The following is an 18,988-nucleotide window of genomic DNA, read 5'->3' as shown; positions in this document are numbered from 1 at the left end:
ATGGCAATGGCAATCGAATCGATAGGCGGGCTGGCCGCTCCGAGCGCACCGGCGGCCCAGGCCAGCAGCCTGGGGCTGGAAGATTTCCTCAAGGTGCTGCTGACCCAGCTTACCTACCAGGACCCGCTGAAGCCGCTGGACAACCAGGAATTCATCGCCCAGCTGGCGCAATTCACCTCGCTGGAACAAAGCCGCCAGGTCAACGACAGGCTGCAGCTGCTGCTGACCATCCAGTCGGCGACGCAGTCCGTGGGCCTCCTGGGCCGCACGGTCGAGGTCCAGTCGGCCACCGGCGGCCCGACCACCACCGGCGAGGTCACCGCCCTGCGGTTCCAGCAGGGCGAGCCGCGCGTCACGATCAAGGCCGGCAATGGCGGCATCCTGACCGACCTGCCGCTGTCGCAGGTCATGCTGGTGCGCTGAACCGTTTAATTCCAGTACAGGACAAGCAATGTTCGAATCCATCTACACCGGGCTTACCGGCCTGTCGACATTCTCGCGGGGACTTTCCAATATCAGCAACAATGTCGCCAACCTCAACACGGTGGGCTACAAGCGCTCGGTGCTGCAGTTCCAGGACCTGATGCCGGCGCGGGACAGCGTCACCGGCCAGCGCGGCAATGGCGTCGCCGCCGGCCAGCCCCATGTCGTCTACAAGCAGGGCGAACTGCGCCAGACCGGCAACGTCCTCGACGCCGCGGTCGACGGCGCCGGCTATTTCGTGCTGCGCGACGGCGAGGGCCAGACCTTCTACACCCGCGCCGGCCAGTTCGAATTCGATCGCGAGGACAAGCTGGTCTCGCGCGACACCGGGCACGAGGTGATGCTGCTGGGCAGCGACGGCGCACTGTCGGCATTCAGCCTGGCGCCGTATCGGAGCATGGCGGGAAGCGCCACGGCCAGCATCAGCTTCGATGGGACGCTTTCCACCGGCGACGCCGACCGCAGCCACACGATCACCGATATCAGGGTCTACGACAGCGCAGGCGTCCTGCATGCGCTGACCATGCGCTTCACCGACCAGTCCGATCCGCAAATCGGCACTGCCGACCGTGCATGGCGCTACAGCCTCAGCGACGACCGGCAGAATGTGCTGGGTTCGGGCACGCTGCGCTTCGGCGCCGACGGTGCGCCGGCGCCCGACGCCGTGCCGGCCAGCTTCGCATTGACCCTGCCGGACGGTGCCACGCAGCAGGTAGCGCTGAACTTCGGCACGCCGGGCAGATTCGACGGCATCACCAGCTTCAGCCTGGGCAGCGACTCCACCGCCAGGGTGGCGGCTTCCGACGGCGCAGCCAGCGGCACGCTGACGGAGAGCAGCTTCGAAGCCGACGGCGCGATCCGCCTCCGGTACGGCAATGGCATCACGAAAACCGCCGGGAGCCTGGCGCTTGCCTGGTTCGGCCATCCGCAGGATCTCGAGGCGGAGGGCCGCAGCCTGTGGCGCGTGGCTGCCGGCGGCAAGCCGGTGCTCGGCGCCGCCCGGAGCACCCTGTTCGGCAGCATCGCGGGCGGACAGGTCGAGGCGTCCAATGTCGACCTGACCGCGCAGTTTTCCGAACTGATCGTCACCCAGCGCGGGTACCAGGCGTCGTCCCAGGTCATCAGCACCGCCAACGAAATGATGCAGCAGCTGTTCGACATGCGGGGCCGCCGTTGAAGGCCGTCCACGCGTGGCGGCTGCTGGGCGCTGCGGATATCGAGGCCATTGCGTGCAGCTTGCGGCCTTTGGTCCAGGCCTGGGCGGACGAATGGTTGCCGGAGGCGGCCGTCGCGCTCAGCGTGGCCGGGGCCGATGGCCATCCGCTGCTCCGTGTCGCGGACGGCGAGCAGGTCCTGGCAATGAGGGACGGGCAGGGCGAGCCTGGCGTCGCCGTCATCTACGGCAGCGGGCTGGTCGGCGCGCTGCAGCAGCAGGCACTGGCCATCCTGGGCGTGCCGCCCTGCGAGCGCGCTTCCAGCGGCGGCCTCCCGGCGGCGCTGGCGCATTACCAGTTGCGGGACCTGCCGGCGCGGCTGGCCCGGCTGCCAGCCGGCAGCGCGCGCCAGGAAGACCTCTACAGCCACGGTCATCGGCTGCATGCTCCCGCCCGCAAGGGCAGCGGCGCCGTGCTGCTGCGACTGGCATTCGACCAGCACGCGGTGCGCATCTGGCTGCCGCATGCCTCGGTGGCCCCCTGGTGCCGGCGCCCGGTCCGCGGCATGCAGGCGCCGCTGCGGGCACGCGCAGAGGCGCTGGCCGGATGCAGGTTGCCGGTCAGGGTGCAGGCCGGATCGGCGACGCTGGCGCTGGCCGACCTGCTCGCACTCCGGCCGGGCAACGTGATCCGGCTCGACACCCGGCCCGATCAGCCGCTGGCGCTGGTTTCGGGCAGCGGCCCTGGCTTTGGGCGCTGCTACCTGGGCCTGCAGGACGGCCGGCCGGTCATTCAACTTTGCAGCTGAACACGAAGGAAGCAACATGAACACAAGTAATCCGGCCAGCGAGTCCTTGCAGGATGCAACGGAAGTCAGCCCGATCGAACTGCCGGCGCTATCGGCGCTGCCGATGGAGGGGCCGCCCTTGTTTGGCGGCAGGCTCGACCTTGTCGGCGGGCTGAAGGTGCGCATCCGCGCGCTTGTCGGCGAAGGCGAAATCTCGGTGACCGAGCTGTTCGGCCTGAAAGACGGGTCGGTCGTGCCGCTGGCATGCGACGTCAACCCCTTGGTCGACGTACAGCTGGACGACCGGACCATTGCACGCGGTGAGCTCGTGGTCGTGGATGACATGCTCGGCGTACGCATCACGGAGCTGGGCCATGGACTGGCGTAAGGTCGTCTATCCGGCATTCGGTCTTGCCGGCCCGGCCAGCGCAGCGGATGGCGGCATTCCTTACCGCGCGGATGCAGCTGGAACGGGGCTGCAGGCAGGCCTCGCCTACGCCGCTGTGGTCATTCTGCTGGCGCTGACCGTGGCAGCACTGTTCATGCTGCGCAAGCGGCTGGCGGCGCGCCTGGCCGGCGGGCTGACGCCTGCCGCAGGCTTGCACAGCATCGCCACACTGCGGCTGCCGCAGCAGACAATGGTGCATGTGGTCGGCTACCGTGACCAGGAAATCCTGTTCGTGCAATCCGGCGACAAGCTGCTGCGGCTGGGCCAGTTCGCGCGCAGCGCCGATGCCGCGGAACGCGACGCATGAGGGCGCTGCTGCGCTGCCTGATCGCCCTCGGCCTGACCGGCGCCAGCGCCTGCGCCTGGGCGGCCGCGCCCGCGGCCATCGAACTGCGCCTGCCGGCAATCGCCGGGGACGGCGCCGACCTCGCCATGCCGATCCGGATCATGCTGCTGCTGACCCTGCTCAGCCTGGCCCCGGCGATGCTGGTGACAATGACCGCATTTACCCGGATCGTGGTCGTGCTGTCGATGCTGCGCCATGCGATCGGCATGCAGGAGACGCCGCCCAACCAGGTGCTGGTCAGCCTGGCGCTGTTCCTGTCGCTGTTTGCGATGATGCCGGTGATCACGCAAATCAACGAACAGGCATTCCAGCCCTATAGCACGGGCAAGATGGGCAGCGAGCAGGCAGTCTCCATTGCCGCAGGCCACCTGCGCGACTTCATGGTGCGCCAGACCCGGGAAGCCGACCTGGCCCTGATGGTCGAACTGTCCCATGCCGCGCCGCCGGCCCGCGTCGAGGACATCAGCCTGGTCCAGCTGACGCCGGCGTTCATGCTCAGCGAGCTGCGCTCGGCATTCCAGATCGGCTTCATGATCTTCCTGCCTTTCATCATGATCGACCTGGTCGTGTCCAGCGTGCTGATGTCGCTGGGGATGCTGATGGTGCCGCCGGTGATGATCGCGTTGCCGCTGAAGCTGCTGATGTTTATCCTGATCGATGGCTGGAATCTGGTGGCGCGTTCGCTCCTGGGGAGTTTTCACTGAGAAGTATCAGCCATACAGGCTGCGTGCCAGCTCAACCCCGGCGCATCCATCGCCGTCAGGTCATGCATGACATCGATCGATGCCCGCTCGCAGCACAGCGGGCCGCGCACTGAAGCCGCAAGCGGCCTCAACCGGAGCGCGCGTCCTTGCCTTGCCTTCGACGACGCCACGCGTGTCCGAGGGCTTATACCAATCCCAGGCTATGGCGTAACGGACGAGACCGACGGCGCCGATTCGTAGGGTGTAATAAGCAAAGCGCATTACACCATTGGTTGCGAACAGGCGACGGTCGTTGATTGGCCAGTGGTGTAATGCGCTTTCGCTTATTACACCCTACGGACTTGCATGGCTCCTTTGAACCGGGATTGATATCAAACCCTTGAAACCTGTGCCTGCCGCCTGCACGCCGGCCGGCATGCAAACGCCCTATGTGCGATCTGGCTGGTTCGCCGAGGCCATGGCGTTGTCGGGCATCTGCTGCAGTTCGCATGCGCGGGCGATGTAAAGATTGTCGGCAGGTGCGGTCTGCAGCAGCGCGTCGATGTGCCGGCTTGCATCGGCCGGGCGATTGCGGCTGGCCAGCAGCCGCGCCGCGTTGAACAGGGCCGGCGGCAGCAGCGGCTGGCATTCTAGGCGCTCCCGGCCAGGTCATGTGGATCAGGCATCTGGATGCATCAACCCGGCGGACAAACGCCATGCGGCGCAAGCTCGCCGCATGATGCCGCTTTCCGCAACCGGTCGGGCAGGCAGGCGAAGCATCGCGGTGGCTAGTTCGGGGCGTCGTCCTGCTTGTAGGCGGACAGCCAGACATTGCTGTCGGCGGACGCCGCATCCACCGCCGGGGCCGGCAGCGCATCCAGTATTTTCCGCATGTCGCCATTGAGCGCGTCATTTTGCGCCTTGAGCGCGATGCCTTGCGCGAGCGCTGCGCGGCACTCGGGGAAGCGGTCGTGCATCAGGTGCAGCAGGCCGAACGCGAAAGAACGGAAGCAGCTGCCTTCGTCCAATGCGCATAGCGGCTCGAGCGTCCTGCCGCTGGCATCCACGTTGGCCTGTGTCAGGTACAACAGGCCGAGCTGGAGGCGGGCGGCATGCAGGCCGGGCGCAAGCCTGAGCGCATGTTCCATTTCTTCCGCGGCACGGTCGTACATGCCCATTTGCGCATGTTCCGCAGCCATCAGGTAGTGGAGTTCGCCGTCCAGCGGCGCTTGCCCGATCGCCTGCTTCAGATAGCCCAGCGCACGCTCGGCCTGCCTGCCGCGGCTGGCCTCGATGGCCAGGAATTTCAGTTCCTGCGAGTCGAGCCCGATATTGGAATTCATGGCGATTCCCTGTCCGTGGTTGAAGCGGCGGAAGCGTCCTTCCTTGCCGCGGGATTGCGCAGCAGGTAGCGGCGCACGACGTCGGCCAGGTTGCCGCCGGCCGGCGCCTGGAAGCTGCCCATTGCCTGTTCCAGGAGCTGGCGCGCCTTGTCAGGCCGGCCGCGATGTTCGAGCACCAGCGTCTGCGCAAAGCGTCCGGCGAACGAGTCGGGCTGGAGCCGCACCGCGGTGTCGGCATGCTGCTTCGCTTCCGCCCAGCGTTGTTCGAATGCGCGCAGGACGGCAATGGTGCCGTGGGTTTCGCCGAAATTGTGGTTGATCCGCAGCGCGGCTTGCAGCATGGCCTCGGCAGCGGCATGGTCCTTCTGCAGCATCGCGATCCATGCCAGCGTATTCCATGAGCCGAGATGGGAAGGCATCAGCCTGACGGTGTTTTCAAATGCCGTGCGCGCAGCGGGGAAGTCCTGGCAGGACAGGCGCGCCAGCCCGATGCCCATCCACGCGCGGCCATTGTCGGCATGCGAGCGCATGGCGCGCTCGAAGTGCGGCAGCGCATCGCCGGCCTCTTCCATCGCCAGCGACACCGTGCCGGCGCTGATGAGCGCGTCGATGTTGTCCGGATGCGTTGCCAGCACGCCGGCAGCGAGCCGGCCGCCTTCCTCGAGCCTGTCGGCGTCCGTGTACAGCAGGCTCAGCATGCCCTGCGCAAGCGGCTCCGCGCCCAGGCCCTCGGCAATGCGGATCGCGTCCTCGATCCGCCCGGCGCCGTGCAGCGCCCGCACGTACAGGTGGTTGAATTCGGGCAGGTCGCCGGCACGCGGCAGCAAGCCCTCGAGCACGGGTTCCGCCTCGGCATGGCGGTTGGCAAGGATCAGCGCGCGCGCATGCTGGAACAGCACCGCATCCTGCTGCAGGCCCTCGTCCAGCAGCGCTTGAGTCAGCGCCAGGCTGCCGGCCGCATCGCCGTCCTGCGTCAGGATCACCGCCCGGCGGTAGCGGCTTACCGGGTCATGCGGCATCAGTGCGAGCATGCGGTCGACCAGGGCCCTGGCCTCGCCCCAACAGCCTTCCTGCAGCGCCAGGTCGGATGCATCGCGCAGCAGCGCAATGTTGTCCGGGTCATGTTCCAGGTAGCCCAGCAGGCGTGCAAGCCGGCTCGATTGGCAGGACGGTGACAAGCCATGCATCGAAAGTCCCTATGGTTGTTGGACGAAAGCGCGGCATGCCGCCGGACGGGGTGTTGGAGTAAACGGCATTGCAGACATGCGCGATGCGCCGAGCATAGCAGAGCAGATGACCGTCGCAACAGCTAAAACGCGTTAAACGGCAAGGCTTGCATGCTAATAAATCTCGCGATGTTCGAATACCAGTTAAGTGAAAACGATGTGTCACAAGTCCGCAAGAATTCGGTTTTTCCATGCCATTCAATGAACTGGAGAAACCTTGCAGGCACTCATGGCGCGAGGACGGACGGGGAGATGCGGTCCCTGCCCACGCCCCTGCCCATGCTTCGCGAGCAGTCCCTGCCATGCGGTTGAACGGCTGCGCGCTGCTGCCGGTGGCCCCTGCGCTGGCTGTCCTCTCACGGGCTTTTTTTGTCAAGGTTCTGGAAAGAGTTCATGTCGATCGATCTCGCGGTAATGCTTACCTCGAAAACCCTGTGGGCTGCCCTTCTCGTCGCCGCCCCGGTGCTGCTCGCGGCCTTGCTGGTGGGGCTGCTGGTCAGCGTGTTCCAGGTGGTCACCCAGATCCAGGAAATGTCGCTGAGCTTCGTGCCCAAGCTGCTGTCGGTCGTGGCGGTGCTGGTGATTGCCGGTTCATGGATGCTGCGCCAGATCGTGTCCTTCGCCGCATGGGTGTTCAACGCCATTCCTTCCTACCTGTAAAGCGCCGCCGATGACAGCATTGCATATCGATGCGCAAAGCCTGCTGGCCGGACTGCTGCTGTCGATACGGCTGGGCATGGTGCTGTTCATGACGCCGGTGCTGGGCGGTGCCGGCGTGCCCGCGCGCATCCGGGTGCTGGCGCTGCTTGCACTGACCTCCTGCCTGACGCTGGCGCTCGCGCCTTCAATCGCCGTCGACATGCGCTCGACACCCGCCGTGCTGATGGCCATGGTTCACGAGGCGCTATGGGGCGGCCTGATGGGCTTCGGCCTCAACACGGCTTTCGCGGCCTTCCTTGTGGGCGGGCGCCTGCTGGACCTGCAGATGGGATTCGGCGTGGCGACGCTGTTCGACCCGGGCACGCGCACCCAGGTGCCGCTGCTCGGACTGCTGCTGCAGATGACCGGCATCGCCGCCTTCCTCGGCGTCGACGGCCATCACATGGCATTGCGCGGGCTTGCCCTTTCGGTGCGGGCCGCACCGCTGGGCTCGAGTCCGCTGGGCGTTTCGCCGGCAGTGGTCCTGCAGCAGTTCGGGCTGATGTTCAGCCTGGGCATGATGCTGGTGAGCGCGGCGGTGTTGTGCGTGTTCCTGGCCGATGCCGGCATGAGCGTGGTTGCCCGCGTGCTGCCGCAGGCGAATGTCTTTCTGCTGTCGATACCGGTCAAGATCGTCGCCGGTCTGTCCGTGCTGGCAATGTCGGCGCCGCTGATGGGACCGGTGCTGTTACGCATTTTTGAATCGGTGTTCCGCTATTGGGACGCCTTGCCGGGGAGATGAGATGGCGGAAGAGGAACAGTCGCGCAGCGAGAAGGCCACGCCCTGGAAGCTGAGGCAGGCGCGCGCCAAGGGCTCGGTGCCCAAGGGCGTGGAGCTTGGTTCCTTCCTGGCGCTGACGGTGCTGGCCTGCATGCTCTACTGGAACGGGCCGGCGCTGTTCAGCGGCATGCTGCGGCTGTTCGCCGCCGGCCTCGGGCAATCCGGCGCGATGCTGTCGCCGCGCGCCGCCCAGGTGCTGGCAACGTCGATGCTGAGCGCCGGGCTGCGCCTATGGGCCGGCCTGGCGGTCCTGCTGATGCTGGCCGGGGCCGCCGGCTGCCTGATGCAGACGGGGCCGGTACTGAGCTTTACGCCGATCACGCCGGATTTCAAACGCCTGAACCCGGTGGATGGACTCAAGCGCTTCTTCAACAGCAAGCTGCTGTTCGACACGCTGCGGGCCGTGGCCAAGGCCTTGCTGCTGGCCGCGGCGATCTGGACTGTCCTCAGGCATTCGATCCCGCAGCTGCTTGCCCTGATCCAGAGCGATGTGCGGACCTACCCGATGGCTGCGCTGAGCCTGGTGCTGCGCCTGCTGGCCTGGTGCCTGCTCGCGCTGATACCCATCGTGCTCTTCGACATCGCCGCATCGCGCCGCCACTTCGGCAAGCAGATGATGATGAGCCGGCGCGAGGTGCGCGACGAGCACAAGCAGCAGGAAGGCGACCCGCGGATCCGTTCGCGCCGCCGGGCATTGCAGGGCGAGGCGCGCCAGCGCAGCGCGTCGCTTCGGCGTGTCAGGGATGCCGATGTGCTGATCACCAATCCGACTTGGCTGGCCGTGGCGCTGAAGTATGACGATGCCGGCATGCCGGCGCCCGTGGTGCTGGCGAAAGGCGCCGGCAAGCTCGCGTCGCTGATGCGCGAAATGGCCTGGCGCCATCGGGTGCCGGTGGTGCAGAACCGGCGCCTGGCGCGCGCGCTGTTTCGCGGCAGCGCGATCGACCAGCCGATTGCCGCTGACAGTTATGTCGACGTCGCGCGCGTGCTGATCTGGCTGCGCACGATGGCCAGGACCGGCGCCGGAGCGCGCGCATGAACCCGCTGCGCAAGGTGCTGGGCGAGCAGGCCGATGTCGCGCTGGTGCTGCTGACCATCGGCATCCTGGTGGTGTTGTTTACGCCCATCCCGTCGCGGCTGCTCGACTTCCTTATCCTCGCCAATGTCAGCCTGGCGCTGCTCGTGCTGCTGCTGACCTTCTACACCCGCACGCCGGTGCAGTTTTCGACGTTTCCCTCGCTGCTGCTGATCGCCACGCTGTTCCGGCTTTCGCTGAACATCGCCGCCACCCGGCTGATCCTGTCCAGCGCCGACGGCGGGCGGGTCATCGGCGCCATCGGCAGCTATGTCGTCGGCGGCAATTACGTGATCGGCCTGCTGGTGTTCCTGATCCTCATCATCGTGCAGTACGTGGTGATCACCAGCGGCGCGCAGCGCGTCGCAGAAGTCGCGGCCCGGTTCACGCTGGACAGCATGCCGGGCCAGCAGATGAGCATCGACGCCGACCTGAACATGGGCTTCATCGACCAGGCCGAGGCGCAGCAGCGGCGCAGGAACATCGAGAAGGAAGCGAGCTTCTACGGGGCGATGGACGGCGCGTCCAAGTTCGTGAAGGGCGACGCGATCGCGGGCATCGTGATCCTGCTTATCAACATCGTCGGCGGCTGGGCGATCGGCGTCATGCAGATGGGCATGAAGTGGGACGAGGCGCTGCGCACCTATACCTTGCTGACCATAGGCGACGGCATCGTCACCCAGGTGCCGGCGCTGGTGATTGCGCTGGGCACCGGCATCATCGTGACCCGTTCGGCGTCGGACGAGAACCTGAGCACGGAAGTGTACCGGCAACTGATGCTGTTTCCGAAGACGCTGGGCATCGTCGTCGTCGCGTTGACCGTCATGCTGCTGCTGCCGGGCTTGCCCATGCTGCCGCTGGCCTCGCTGATCATGCTGTTTGCGCTGGCCTGGTGGTTCGCGCGCCGCGCGGCGTCGAATCCGCCGGCGACAGCCACGGACACGGCCGCGGCGGCGAAGGAGGAAGACCTGTACGACCTGCTCGCGGTCGATGCGATCGAGGTCCGTATCGGGCAGGCGCTGGCGCCGCTGATCGGCGATGCCAATGCCGGGCTGATGGAACGCATCAGCGGTTTTCGCAGGAGTTTTGCGCTGGAGGACGGCTTCGTGCTGCCGAAGGTGCGCATCCGCGACGAACGCAAGCTGGCAGCCGGCGCCTATGACGTGCAGCTGTATGGCAACCGGGTCGCCGACGGTGAACTGATGCCGGACCATATCCTCGCGCTGCGGTCCGGCAGCGAGCCCCACGCGCTGCGCGGCATCGAGACCCGCGACCCGAGCTATGGCTTGCCGGCGGTCTGGGTGCTGGAGGCGCAGCGCAACGAGGCGCGGCAGGCCGGCTACACGCTGGTCGATCCGGCCACGGTTTTCCTGACCCACCTGGGCGAAGTGCTGCGCAAGCATGCGGCGCTGCTGCTGTCCCGCAGCGAGGTGGAACGGCTGGTCGGCACGGTGCGCAAGACCAATGCCGGCCTGGTCGAGGAACTGGTGCCCACCGTGCTGGCGCTGTCCGAAGTGCAGAAGGTCCTGCAGAACCTGCTGGAGGAGAAAGTATCGATCCGCAACCTGGCGCTGATCCTGGAAGTGCTGGCGGACGGCGCCCGCCAGACCCGCGACGCGGCGCAGCTGACCGAACTCGTGCGGCAGCGGCTGGGCGCCACCATTTGCCAGGCGCTGCTGAACAAGGGCAGCGAGCTGGCTGTGCTGACGCTGGACCCGTCGATCGAGCAGTCGATCGCCGCCAGCCTGCGCAGCGTCGACGACAAGGCCACGCTGATTCTCGAGCCGCGCTATGCGGAACAGGTGCTGGCCCGGCTGGCGGCGCAGGTGGAAAAAATGGTCAAGAGCAACCTGATGCCGGTGCTGGTCTGCGCGCCCCAGCTGCGCCGCCACCTGCGCATCCTGACCGAACGGGTATTGCCGCAATTGTCCATCGTGTCGATGGCCGAGGTGCCGCCGTACCTTGCGCTGCGCGCATTCGGCACGGTGACCTTGTGACGTTGCGCGGCATCGCCGGACGCGGTGTGTGGCTGGCGGGGTGCAGCGCGCAGGAGTGGCAAGCCGGCAGGCAGCACCGGGGGCCAGCGGGCAGGGGACGGGCAGGCATGATGCCCGGATGTGCGGCCTGCTTTTGCGTGGACATGGATTTTGATGCTGTGCCGACCGCACCTTATACCAATCCCAATCCATAACGGACCGGATGAAATCGATGGGTTTTTTCGCCTGGCAAGGCGTAGGAGGAATGAACAGCAGGCTATTAATAGCAGGCTGTTCACGACGGGTGCAACGCGGCCAGGCGGAAAAAAGACCCGATTTCCCGATGCGTTTATGGGTTGGGATTGGTATGACTGCACAATCCCGGTTCCGGCCTGTCCAACGTGGATTCATCCTGCCTGCGGGCCCAGCATCCCGAACCGATTACGGACATTCTAGGAGTTTTCAATGACTTCGCTGAAATTGCATCGAACGCCGGACGACCCGATCATTCCGGAAGGCATCCCGATACCGGGTCCCCGCCCCGGCCGCTCCGACCATCCTCCGGTCACGGAACCGGACAGGCCGCCACCGCCGCCAGCCCGGGAACCGCCGGCTCCCGCCAGACGGGACCAGCTGGCCCGCTGAATCTGCCGCCGATCTGCCCGGCAGCACAGGTTACGGCGCCCGTGCCGGTAGGTCATGCCGACGCATGGTTCGGCGGATCGTGCGCGGACTGTCGCTTCTTCCGGCGTTTATCCGCCGGATGCACACCGGGTATGCGTATTAGAGATTCCTGGCCGAACCGATGCGCGGCCCGGCGAAGCCTGCCGGGACAGTAGCGATTTCCGGGGCTCATTCACCGCATGGATAGCGGGTATCCGCAATGGAAATTGGTAGTCCAGCCCAGCCGCCCCATATCCTTACCATGAAAGAGCCATCGGGAAAGATGGCTGCGTTATCGGTCCAACTTCAAGGAGTCATCATGTTTGCATCAATCGATACATTGTTCGTCAGTCTCGGAATCGCCGCCTATGTGAGCGCCCACGCGTACGTGTTGCTGGTATTGAAAGCGCCAGCCGCCAGGCAGGCGTACGAACAATCCCGCCAGCGCGGCCAGGCTTGAACGGCTGGACGCCTGCGCATCACGCGACCAGGAATATTGAAATGCGTATTGCAGAAAAACCCAAGTCGCTGCCATGGCTGGCGCGCCGGGCCGGTGTGCCCGACCAATTGATCGATTCACTGTGGAACAAGGCGCTTGCGCTGGCTGGTCTCTGCAAGTCGCAGGCCGCCGATCCGCGCCGCCAGGCCGAGGCCATGCAGTACCTGTTGCTGATGTTTGGGCAGGCGAACGGTAGAACCGCTGGCGCCGCCAGCCGGTCCGCAGCGCCGCAGGCTGCCGTGCTCTAGTAGAAAATCAGGTAGCCCAGGCCTTTTTCACGGGCTTCGGCAAGCATCGGCTGCAGCCTTGCCGGCGCATCCGAAAGCGCTATGCCCAGATCCAGCACGAACCCGCCTGCCAGTGCTTCGGCGCCAGCCGCCTGCGCCAGTCCGCCATGGCGGCGCACCCATTCCCACTCCTCCCCATTGTTCTCCGGCTTTTGCTGACCGACCAGGTCGGAAAGCGGGAACGATGCCGACTTGCGTATTTCCGACGCCGGAAAGAAGCCGCCACTGATGCTGTTGTCATCCGGGTCGAGGCCCAGCAGGTCTTCGGCAATCTCGGCCTGCTCGGGCTCCAGGTTGTATATGACCTGGGGCAGCATGGCCATGACTTCATTCAGGCGCAGAAACTGGCGGATTTCATGGAGTGTCGTATCCTCGTCCAGAAACGGGTTGCCGTTTATTTCAATTCCCGCCCGCACAAGCAAATTAAGCATCGTTGAAATATGCGCGATCAACGGCTCGACTGCATGAATGGCTGCCAGTGTATTCTGGGCTTCCGTTCCTGGCAGCGTCGCCTGCAGCCGACTTTGTTCGAGGCAGGCATGCAGCAGGCTCAGCAGGGTATTGATCTGGACTTGCAGCGCATTTTTCTGGGTCATTGCCTGCTCGCCGCGGGATTGAAGCAAAATGCTGTCGAACAACTTTGAAACGTCGGAAATGCCATGGAAAACGTCGCTGGAACGGTTATTCATTTTACGATTTCTACATCAGGATTTTACTTTCGGGGTCAGTCCATCATGCACTTCTTTTGTTAAAGCTGCCAGAGGAAGCGAGGGAAAAATTGTCATTCCTGTCTCGTTTTTACCGCATGCAAGACAGGTCGAACGCCACACTTAATGTTTCCTTTACGAACCAGCCCGTACGGACGAGAAAAGATTCGGTAAGCTGATCATTCCGGCAACAGCACGCGACAGGAGGAAATGCGATGGACAGGGAAGAACCGCAGAAAGATTGGCGCAGCGATGGCGTCCGCGTGGTCAGGCACGATGCGCTCGACAGCAACACCGCGCAGACGCCCGGCATGAACCGCGCAGCGGCGATCGACCATGCCCGGGTCGGCGCCCAGAAAATATGGGCAGGGACCGTGACCATCCATCCGAACGCCAAGACAGGCGCGCATCATCACGGCGCGCTGGAAAGCGTCATCTACATAGTCAGGGGACATGCGCGGATGCGCTGGGGCGAGCGGCTGGAATTCGTGGCCGAAGCCGGGCCGGGGGATTTCATTTACGTGCCGCCGTATGTGCCGCACCAGGAGATCAACGCCAGCACCGACGAGCCGCTGGAATGCGTGCTGGTGCGCAGCGATAACGAGGCGGTGGTGGTGAATCTCGACATTGCCGCGGTCGAGGCGCCCGAGGAGGTGGCCTGGGTGGACCCGATACACCGGCATCCGCATTCCTGAAGCAGGCGGTAGCGCGCCCGCCCGGGCCGCTCAACGTGGTCCAGGCGGGCTTTCGCGGATAGGCCGGAAAGCGCAGCCGGCGTCAGGCCTCGGCGGCCGGCCGCCGGTGCAGCCCTAGCGCCGCGGTTCCGCCGGAACGGGCGCCGGGACCGGGCTGCTGCGTGCGGCCAGGCGCGGCTCCGACTTGCGCAGCGCCGCTTCGTCGCCGACGATGCGGGCCGCTTCGTCCAGCCAGATGTCCTTGGCTTCCTTTTGCGCCTTTTCTTCGGCCAGCTCTTCGCTCAGGCTGCGTTCGCCGGCTTGCAGGCCGGCGTCCTGCGGCACGATCTTGCGCGCTGCCGCGGCTTGCTTGTTCGGCTTCCCGCCCTTTGCGGCATCCGCTTCATTGCCGGCTTCCCGCTGCTTGAGGCGGGCTTCGCGCTGGTCGCGCTCGCGGCGGCGCTCGGCTTCGTTCAGCGACAGCTGGCGCTTCGCGCGCTGCTGCTGCACCTCGCGCAGGTCCTCCAGCAGGTACTGGAAATCCTTGTCCTTGGCGATGCGGCTCGCATGCCGGTCCTCGAGCAGCGGCAGCAGGCGCGTCAGGTCGTTCGACGGCATGAAGTTGGCCGCCTTGATCTGCGTCCACGGCAGCGCGTTGTCATAGCTGGATTCGCCGAACTGATCGGTGTCGGACACCGTCGGGAAGCGGATGTCCGGCACGACGCCGCGCAGCTGCGTGGTGCCGCCATTGATCCGGAAGAACTGCGCGATCGTCATCTTCAGTTCGCCGAACTGCGGCTTCTCGTTGCGCGCCATCTGGTCCAGGTTGATCACGGTTTGCACCGTGCCCTTGCCGAAGCTGGGTTCGCCGATGACCACGCCGCGCCCGTAGTCCTGTATGGCCGCGGCGAAGATCTCGGAGGCGGACGCCGACCCGCGGTTGATCAGCACGCCCAGCGTGCCGTTCCAGGTCGCACGCGGCGCCTTCGCGCTGTCGACCTTGACGTTCCCGCGCGAGTCGCGCTCCTGCAGCACCGGACCGGCGCCGGTGAAGATGCTGGTCAGTTCGATGGCCTCGTCGAGCGAGCCGCCGCCGTTGTTGCGCAGGTCGATCAGCAGGGTGTCGACCTTGTCCTTCTTGAGTTCCTCGACCAGGCGGGCGACGTCGCGCGCGGCGCTCTTGAATTCCTTGTCGCCGCGCCGGCGCGCCTCGATATCCTGATAGAACATCGGCACGGTGATGACGCCGACGGGGCGGGTCGCGCCGCCTTCCTTGACCTGGATGATCGACTTCTTGGCCGCCTGCCGTTCCAGGTTGATCTTGTCGCGCACCAGCGAGATGCGCCGGGTCTTGGCATCCGGTCCGGCGTCGCCGGACAGCACGTCCAGCCGCACCGTAGTGTCCTTGGCGCCGCGGATCAGCCCGACCACGTCGTTGACGCGCCAGCCGACGATGTCGGTCATCGGACCTTCCGCGCCCTGGCCGACGGCAATCAGGCGGTCGCCAACCTTGAGCCTGGTGGAGAGCGCTGCCGGGCCGCCTGGCACCAGGTCGCGGATGGTCGTGTACTCATCGCGCTCCTGCAGCACCGCGCCGATGCCGACCAGCGACAGGCTCATCGCGATATCGAAATCGGCCGATGCGGTTGGGCTCATATAGTCGGTATGCGGCTCGATGGCGGTCGCATAGGCGTCCATGAATACCTGGAACGCATCCTCGGACTTGTACTTCTCGACCCGCGCCAGGGTGCTCGCGTAACGCTTGTCCAGCGTCGTGCGGATGAACTTGTCGTCCTTGCCCGCCAGTTTCAGGCGCAGCCAGTCGCTCTTGACGCGCTTGCGCCAGACATCGCGCACCTCGTCCAGCGACGCCGGCCACGGCTCCTTGTCGCGCTGGTACTGGTAACTTTCATTTTGCGTGAAGTCGAAATCCTGCTTCAGCAATTCGCGCGCGTAGCCGAGCCGTTCGGCGGCGCGCTGCTGGTACAGGTTGAAAATCTCGAACGGCACCCGCAGGTCTTCCTGGGCGATGGCGTCGTCCAACCGGGTTCGCGCGGCGGAAAACTGCGTGATGTCGCTTTGCAGGAAGAACAGCCGTTCCGGGTCCAGCGTCTTCAGGTAGCGGTCGAATATCTTTTGCGACATCGCGTCGTCCAGCGGAAGCGCCCGGTAATGATGCCGGGTCAGGATCTGCGCGGACAGGTTGGCTGCCTGCGCCTGCTGTGGTGCAGGCGCCAGCGGCACGGCGGCTTGCACGGCGGCGCTCAAGCCGACCAGTGCCGTCAATAGCAGTTGCTTGTTCATGCGTTTCCCCAATTTGAATCCTGAAGTATAACGAGCTATGCAAAATAGCACTTGATCGCAAAGAAGCTGGCCGTCGAGGAACGGGTGGCGGTCATCATCCGATATGCGGGCATGCTGCCGCAATGAAATGGGAATCTGGAAATCTGCGGGGATGGAAGGCATCGCGCCGGGGGCACGCATTGCGTGGCCGGAGAAACTGCGGGTCTGCGGGTCCGTTTTCGCCTTGAGGGGCAGCTCGCCCTTCCTGGTCCGGCCCGTGCCGGCAGCCATTCCCTGCTGTCATCCGTTTCCGGGAAAGAAGGTCGGAATGGAGGACCGCGGGAAAGTCGTGCCATCGACGATATGGCACGGTGGCCATGTCGAAGGTTGGTGTTGCCAGCCAGGCAGCTCCGGTGCGAAGCCGCTCGGCCTGCTGAACGAACTCAGACGCGGAATTGTTCCTTGTCCTTGCCGGAAAGCCAGTTTGGCATTCTGCCGCGTCCGCTCCAGGTATCGCCGGTTTCGGTATTCCGGAATTGCACGGTACCCGATTTTTTATTTGCACCTTTTTTGGGCGTTTGCAGGTCATTTACCGTAATGCCGTATTCCGACATCATTTCGCGGATACGCTGAACGGCGGCGCCTAATTCATTTTCGCGCTGGGCAGCGGCCTGACGTTGCAGGTCCTCGATTTTTGCCTGAATTTCTTTATAGGTAGCCATATTAAACACCCTGAAGTATTAGTTGAGAAAAGCCAAATTTCATTGGCGACGGAAGCGTATCTTATTTGATAGACTATTTCAATGCGTAAGCTGACGCAGCTTGATTATTCTCAGTGTGAAACGTTGGTGGCTCACCTTCCACGTTTAATCGGGTTGGCGAAATTCACGCGAACAATGTTAATAAAGTTTCACATTCGACGCCTGCTGCGGTTTAGCGCCGTGGCGGATTGCCATTCCCGGACTTGGTGCCGGACGATAGGAACGGTTCCGCTCAATTGGTCGGTCCGTTCGCAAACCGCCATTTTTTACGAAAAATATACCCCAATCCGTATCGGAATTGGTTAGCAAATCGCAATAAAAAAATTCCGTTTGAAAAGGTGAAAATTGATCCGGATTCTTTCGCTAATCGTTTGATTTTGTTCGATTATAAAACTATTTATCCTGAAAACACTTATTTGCAAGGCAGGCTGCAGTTCTGTGCTACGGCATGTCTGCATTAAGCGAAAGCTTGTTACCTTTTTTCAATCAACGCGCGGCCTTGAAAGGACAGTGACGCGTATTTGTTCCAATAATTAGAACGGGTTTTCCGCGGGAACGATTTGCCATTTCTTGCGGTCGTAACATTCCCGTGAATTTGTAGCGTTTAACAGTTGGTTTCCCTAAATTTCGCACATGCCGTTTTCGGTAGCCCGATATAAATCAAAAGGTCGACACATGGAAAGCATCAACCCGCAATCAGGAAAAGTCATCCAAACCTATTCGTCCGCAACCGACGAGGCCTTGCAGACGCGCCTGCGCGCGGCCGCCGACGAATTCCAGCACTGGAAGCTGAACTCCTTTCCCGAGCGGGCGAAGCTGATGCACGCCGCCGCCACGCTGCTGCGAGCGAGGAAAGCGGAATTGGCGGAGCTGATGGCCGATGAAATGGGCAAGGTGATACGGGATGGGATTGCCGAAATCGAGAAATGCGCGGGATGTTGCGACTATTACGCCGAACATGCGCACCAGTTTCTGCAGAAGCAATCAATTGCCAGCGACGCGCAGGAAAGTTACGTTGCCTACGATCCGCTGGGCGTGATCCTTGCGGTCATGCCGTGGAATTTTCCGTTCTGGCAGGTCTTCCGTTTCGCCGCGCCCGCCCTGATGGCCGGCAATGTCGGCGTGCTGAAACATGCGTCCAACGTCTCCGGGTGCGCGCTGGCGATCGAGGCGGTGTTCAAGGACGCAGGATTCCCGGCCCATGCATTTTCCACGCTGCTGGTCGAAAGCTCGCGGGTCGAGGCGCTGATACGCAACCCGCTGGTCAGCGCGGTCACGCTGACCGGCAGCACGCCGGCAGGAAGGTCGGTGGCTGGCATAGCCGGTTCGGAACTGAAGAAATGCGTGCTCGAACTGGGCGGCAGCGACGCCTACATCGTGCTGGAAGATGCGGACCTCGATCTCGCGGTCGACCTCTGCGTGAAGAGCCGGCTCATCAATGCGGGGCAAAGCTGCATCGCCGCAAAGCGCTTCATCGTGGTACGGCCCTTGCGCGCGGAATTCGAAGCCCGTTATGCGGAAAAATTCAAGGCGATCCGGTATGGCGACCCGCGGGACCCCGCCACCGACATCGGCCCGATGGCGCGCACCGACCTGCGCGACCAGGTGCATGCGCAGGTGATGAAAAGCGTGGAGCAGGGCGCCAGGCTGCTGGTGGGCGGCGTCGTTCCCGACGGGCCGGGCGCCTACTATCCGGCCACCGTGCTGGCGGGCGTCAAGCCCGGCATGACCGCGTTCGACGACGAAATCTTCGGCCCGGTGGCGGCGATCATCGAGGCTGATGACGAGGAGCATGCGATCGCTCTCGCGAACCAGTCGGTGTTCGGCCTGGGCGCGGCGCTCTTCACGCGCGACAGGGACAAGGCCGACCGCCTTGCCCGGCGCATCGAGGCCGGCTGCGTGTTCATCAATTCATTCGTCAAGTCCGACCCGCGGCTGCCGTTCGGCGGGATCAAGCAATCGGGGTTCGGCCGCGAGCTGTCCTGGTTCGGCATCCAGGAATTCGTCAATATCAAGACGGTCTACCATGCGGCGGCCGCCAAGCCTGCGCACGCAGTCGAATAACATCGCATACCATTGAACTACGGCGGCCGCCGTGCTTGAATGCAGGCCG

At 64.2% G+C, this 18,988-nt stretch carries 19 protein-coding genes; 14 read left to right on the top strand and 5 right to left on the bottom strand.

The annotated features are described in order from the left end of the window. Positions 1 to 6: 6 nt before the first annotated feature. Genes QOL82_RS22305 through fliP form a run of 6 tightly spaced genes read left to right on the top strand, consistent with a single transcriptional unit; the run spans position 7 to position 3,922 of the window. The gene (locus tag QOL82_RS22305) at positions 7 to 423 is read left to right on the top strand and encodes a flagellar hook assembly protein FlgD (RefSeq protein WP_283444522.1); all 417 of its coding nucleotides are present in this window, start codon (positions 7 to 9) and stop codon (positions 421 to 423) included. 28 nt (positions 424 to 451) lie between these two features. Further along, positions 452 to 1,660: a flagellar basal-body rod protein FlgF gene (flgF, locus tag QOL82_RS22300; RefSeq protein WP_283444521.1), complete on the top strand. Its 1,209-nt coding sequence runs from the start codon at positions 452 to 454 to the stop codon at positions 1,658 to 1,660. Next, a complete protein-coding gene (locus QOL82_RS22295) occupies positions 1,657 to 2,445 on the top strand; it encodes a FliM/FliN family flagellar motor switch protein (protein WP_283444520.1) in 789 nt (262 codons plus the stop codon). The genes flgF and QOL82_RS22295 overlap by 4 nt, the downstream gene beginning before the upstream one ends. Before the next feature lie 16 nt (positions 2,446 to 2,461). Next, complete coding sequence (locus QOL82_RS22290) at positions 2,462 to 2,812, top strand: FliM/FliN family flagellar motor C-terminal domain-containing protein (protein ID WP_283444519.1); 351 nt, start codon at positions 2,462 to 2,464, stop codon at positions 2,810 to 2,812. Next, complete coding sequence (locus QOL82_RS22285; RefSeq protein ID WP_283444518.1) at positions 2,799 to 3,179, top strand: hypothetical protein; 381 nt, start codon at positions 2,799 to 2,801, stop codon at positions 3,177 to 3,179. The genes QOL82_RS22290 and QOL82_RS22285 overlap by 14 nt, the downstream gene beginning before the upstream one ends. Next, positions 3,176 to 3,922, top strand: coding sequence for a flagellar type III secretion system pore protein FliP (fliP, locus tag QOL82_RS22280; protein ID WP_283444517.1), 747 nt, complete (start codon positions 3,176 to 3,178; stop codon positions 3,920 to 3,922). Before QOL82_RS22285 ends, fliP begins: the two co-directional genes overlap by 4 nt. 767 nt (positions 3,923 to 4,689) lie before the next feature. Here fliP and QOL82_RS22275 read toward each other — a convergent pair. Further along, positions 4,690 to 5,244, bottom strand: coding sequence for a tetratricopeptide repeat protein (locus tag QOL82_RS22275; protein ID WP_283444516.1), 555 nt, complete (start codon positions 5,242 to 5,244; stop codon positions 4,690 to 4,692). Then, positions 5,241 to 6,431 carry a tetratricopeptide repeat protein gene (locus tag QOL82_RS22270; RefSeq protein ID WP_283444515.1) on the bottom strand — a complete coding sequence of 397 codons (1,191 nt, stop codon included), beginning with the start codon at positions 6,429 to 6,431 and terminating at the stop codon, positions 5,241 to 5,243. The genes QOL82_RS22275 and QOL82_RS22270 overlap by 4 nt, the downstream gene beginning before the upstream one ends. A 432-nt stretch (positions 6,432 to 6,863) precedes the next feature. Between QOL82_RS22270 and fliQ the strand changes: the two genes are divergently transcribed. The 6 genes from fliQ to QOL82_RS22240 all read left to right on the top strand — a co-directional run bounded on the left by fliQ (position 6,864) and on the right by QOL82_RS22240 (position 12,411). Beyond that, positions 6,864 to 7,130 (top strand): flagellar biosynthesis protein FliQ, encoded by a 267-nt coding sequence (gene fliQ / locus QOL82_RS22265; RefSeq protein ID WP_283444514.1) that lies wholly within the window; start codon positions 6,864 to 6,866, stop codon positions 7,128 to 7,130. A gap of 10 nt (positions 7,131 to 7,140) precedes the next feature. Continuing rightward, positions 7,141 to 7,911 (top strand): flagellar biosynthetic protein FliR, encoded by a 771-nt coding sequence (locus QOL82_RS22260; protein WP_283444513.1) that lies wholly within the window; start codon positions 7,141 to 7,143, stop codon positions 7,909 to 7,911. Between the two features lies 1 nt (position 7,912). After that, a complete protein-coding gene (locus QOL82_RS22255) occupies positions 7,913 to 8,989 on the top strand; it encodes an EscU/YscU/HrcU family type III secretion system export apparatus switch protein (RefSeq protein WP_283444512.1) in 1,077 nt (358 codons plus the stop codon). Continuing rightward, positions 8,986 to 11,022: a flagellar biosynthesis protein FlhA gene (locus tag QOL82_RS22250; protein ID WP_283444511.1), complete on the top strand. Its 2,037-nt coding sequence runs from the start codon at positions 8,986 to 8,988 to the stop codon at positions 11,020 to 11,022. Before QOL82_RS22255 ends, QOL82_RS22250 begins: the two co-directional genes overlap by 4 nt. A 961-nt stretch (positions 11,023 to 11,983) precedes the next feature. Beyond that, positions 11,984 to 12,124, top strand: coding sequence for a hypothetical protein (locus QOL82_RS22245; RefSeq protein WP_283444510.1), 141 nt, complete (start codon positions 11,984 to 11,986; stop codon positions 12,122 to 12,124). After that, complete coding sequence (locus QOL82_RS22240) at positions 12,121 to 12,411, top strand: hypothetical protein (RefSeq protein ID WP_283444509.1); 291 nt, start codon at positions 12,121 to 12,123, stop codon at positions 12,409 to 12,411. The genes QOL82_RS22245 and QOL82_RS22240 overlap by 4 nt, the downstream gene beginning before the upstream one ends. Here QOL82_RS22240 and QOL82_RS22235 read toward each other — a convergent pair. Then, positions 12,408 to 13,046 (bottom strand): hypothetical protein, encoded by a 639-nt coding sequence (locus QOL82_RS22235; protein WP_283444508.1) that lies wholly within the window; start codon positions 13,044 to 13,046, stop codon positions 12,408 to 12,410. The genes QOL82_RS22240 and QOL82_RS22235 overlap by 4 nt on opposite strands. A 326-nt stretch (positions 13,047 to 13,372) precedes the next feature. On the opposite strand from QOL82_RS22235, the gene QOL82_RS22230 reads away from it, so the two are divergent. Next, entirely contained in the window at positions 13,373 to 13,852 is a 480-nt protein-coding gene (locus tag QOL82_RS22230; protein WP_283444507.1) for a cupin domain-containing protein, read from the top strand. A 114-nt stretch (positions 13,853 to 13,966) separates the two neighbouring features. Here the strand turns inward: QOL82_RS22230 and QOL82_RS22225 are convergent, their stop codons facing one another. Then, positions 13,967 to 16,135, bottom strand: coding sequence for a carboxy terminal-processing peptidase (locus tag QOL82_RS22225; protein ID WP_283444506.1), 2,169 nt, complete (start codon positions 16,133 to 16,135; stop codon positions 13,967 to 13,969). A 422-nt stretch (positions 16,136 to 16,557) separates the two neighbouring features. Then, on the bottom strand, positions 16,558 to 16,836 hold the full coding sequence (locus tag QOL82_RS22220; RefSeq protein WP_283444505.1) for an H-NS histone family protein: 279 nt from the start codon (positions 16,834 to 16,836) through the stop codon (positions 16,558 to 16,560). Positions 16,837 to 17,508: 672 nt separating this feature from the next. Between QOL82_RS22220 and QOL82_RS22215 the strand changes: the two genes are divergently transcribed. Beyond that, a complete protein-coding gene (locus tag QOL82_RS22215) occupies positions 17,509 to 18,939 on the top strand; it encodes an NAD-dependent succinate-semialdehyde dehydrogenase (protein WP_283444504.1) in 1,431 nt (476 codons plus the stop codon). Positions 18,940 to 18,988 lie beyond the last annotated feature (49 nt).

The sequence above is a fragment of the Noviherbaspirillum suwonense genome (genome assembly GCF_900182955.1).
In the GTDB taxonomy this organism is placed as follows: domain Bacteria; phylum Pseudomonadota; class Gammaproteobacteria; order Burkholderiales; family Burkholderiaceae_D; genus Noviherbaspirillum_A; species Noviherbaspirillum_A suwonense.
The sequence above is the reverse complement of the archived record's forward strand: the minus strand, read 5'-3'. Positions and strand labels throughout refer to the sequence as shown.

What these genes read in the sequence shown, in the direction of transcription:
- QOL82_RS22220 (WP_283444505.1), bottom strand. Translation starts at nt 16,836, where the DNA reads ATGGCTACCTATAAAGAAATTCAGGCAAAAATCGAGGACCTGCAACGT.
- fliP (WP_283444517.1), top strand. Translation starts at nt 3,176, where the DNA reads ATGAGGGCGCTGCTGCGCTGCCTGATCGCCCTCGGCCTGACCGGCGCC.
- QOL82_RS22250 (WP_283444511.1), top strand. Translation starts at nt 8,986, where the DNA reads ATGAACCCGCTGCGCAAGGTGCTGGGCGAGCAGGCCGATGTCGCGCTG.
- QOL82_RS22260 (WP_283444513.1), top strand. Translation starts at nt 7,141, where the DNA reads ATGACAGCATTGCATATCGATGCGCAAAGCCTGCTGGCCGGACTGCTG.
- QOL82_RS22270 (WP_283444515.1), bottom strand. Translation starts at nt 6,431, where the DNA reads ATGCATGGCTTGTCACCGTCCTGCCAATCGAGCCGGCTTGCACGCCTG.
- QOL82_RS22235 (WP_283444508.1), bottom strand. Translation starts at nt 13,046, where the DNA reads ATGACCCAGAAAAATGCGCTGCAAGTCCAGATCAATACCCTGCTGAGC.
- QOL82_RS22230 (WP_283444507.1), top strand. Translation starts at nt 13,373, where the DNA reads ATGGACAGGGAAGAACCGCAGAAAGATTGGCGCAGCGATGGCGTCCGC.
- QOL82_RS22255 (WP_283444512.1), top strand. Translation starts at nt 7,913, where the DNA reads ATGGCGGAAGAGGAACAGTCGCGCAGCGAGAAGGCCACGCCCTGGAAG.
- QOL82_RS22305 (WP_283444522.1), top strand. Translation starts at nt 7, where the DNA reads ATGGCAATCGAATCGATAGGCGGGCTGGCCGCTCCGAGCGCACCGGCG.
- QOL82_RS22245 (WP_283444510.1), top strand. Translation starts at nt 11,984, where the DNA reads ATGTTTGCATCAATCGATACATTGTTCGTCAGTCTCGGAATCGCCGCC.
- QOL82_RS22275 (WP_283444516.1), bottom strand. Translation starts at nt 5,244, where the DNA reads ATGAATTCCAATATCGGGCTCGACTCGCAGGAACTGAAATTCCTGGCC.
- QOL82_RS22285 (WP_283444518.1), top strand. Translation starts at nt 2,799, where the DNA reads ATGGACTGGCGTAAGGTCGTCTATCCGGCATTCGGTCTTGCCGGCCCG.
- QOL82_RS22290 (WP_283444519.1), top strand. Translation starts at nt 2,462, where the DNA reads ATGAACACAAGTAATCCGGCCAGCGAGTCCTTGCAGGATGCAACGGAA.
- QOL82_RS22225 (WP_283444506.1), bottom strand. Translation starts at nt 16,135, where the DNA reads ATGAACAAGCAACTGCTATTGACGGCACTGGTCGGCTTGAGCGCCGCC.
- flgF (WP_283444521.1), top strand. Translation starts at nt 452, where the DNA reads ATGTTCGAATCCATCTACACCGGGCTTACCGGCCTGTCGACATTCTCG.
- QOL82_RS22215 (WP_283444504.1), top strand. Translation starts at nt 17,509, where the DNA reads ATGCCGTTTTCGGTAGCCCGATATAAATCAAAAGGTCGACACATGGAA.
- fliQ (WP_283444514.1), top strand. Translation starts at nt 6,864, where the DNA reads ATGTCGATCGATCTCGCGGTAATGCTTACCTCGAAAACCCTGTGGGCT.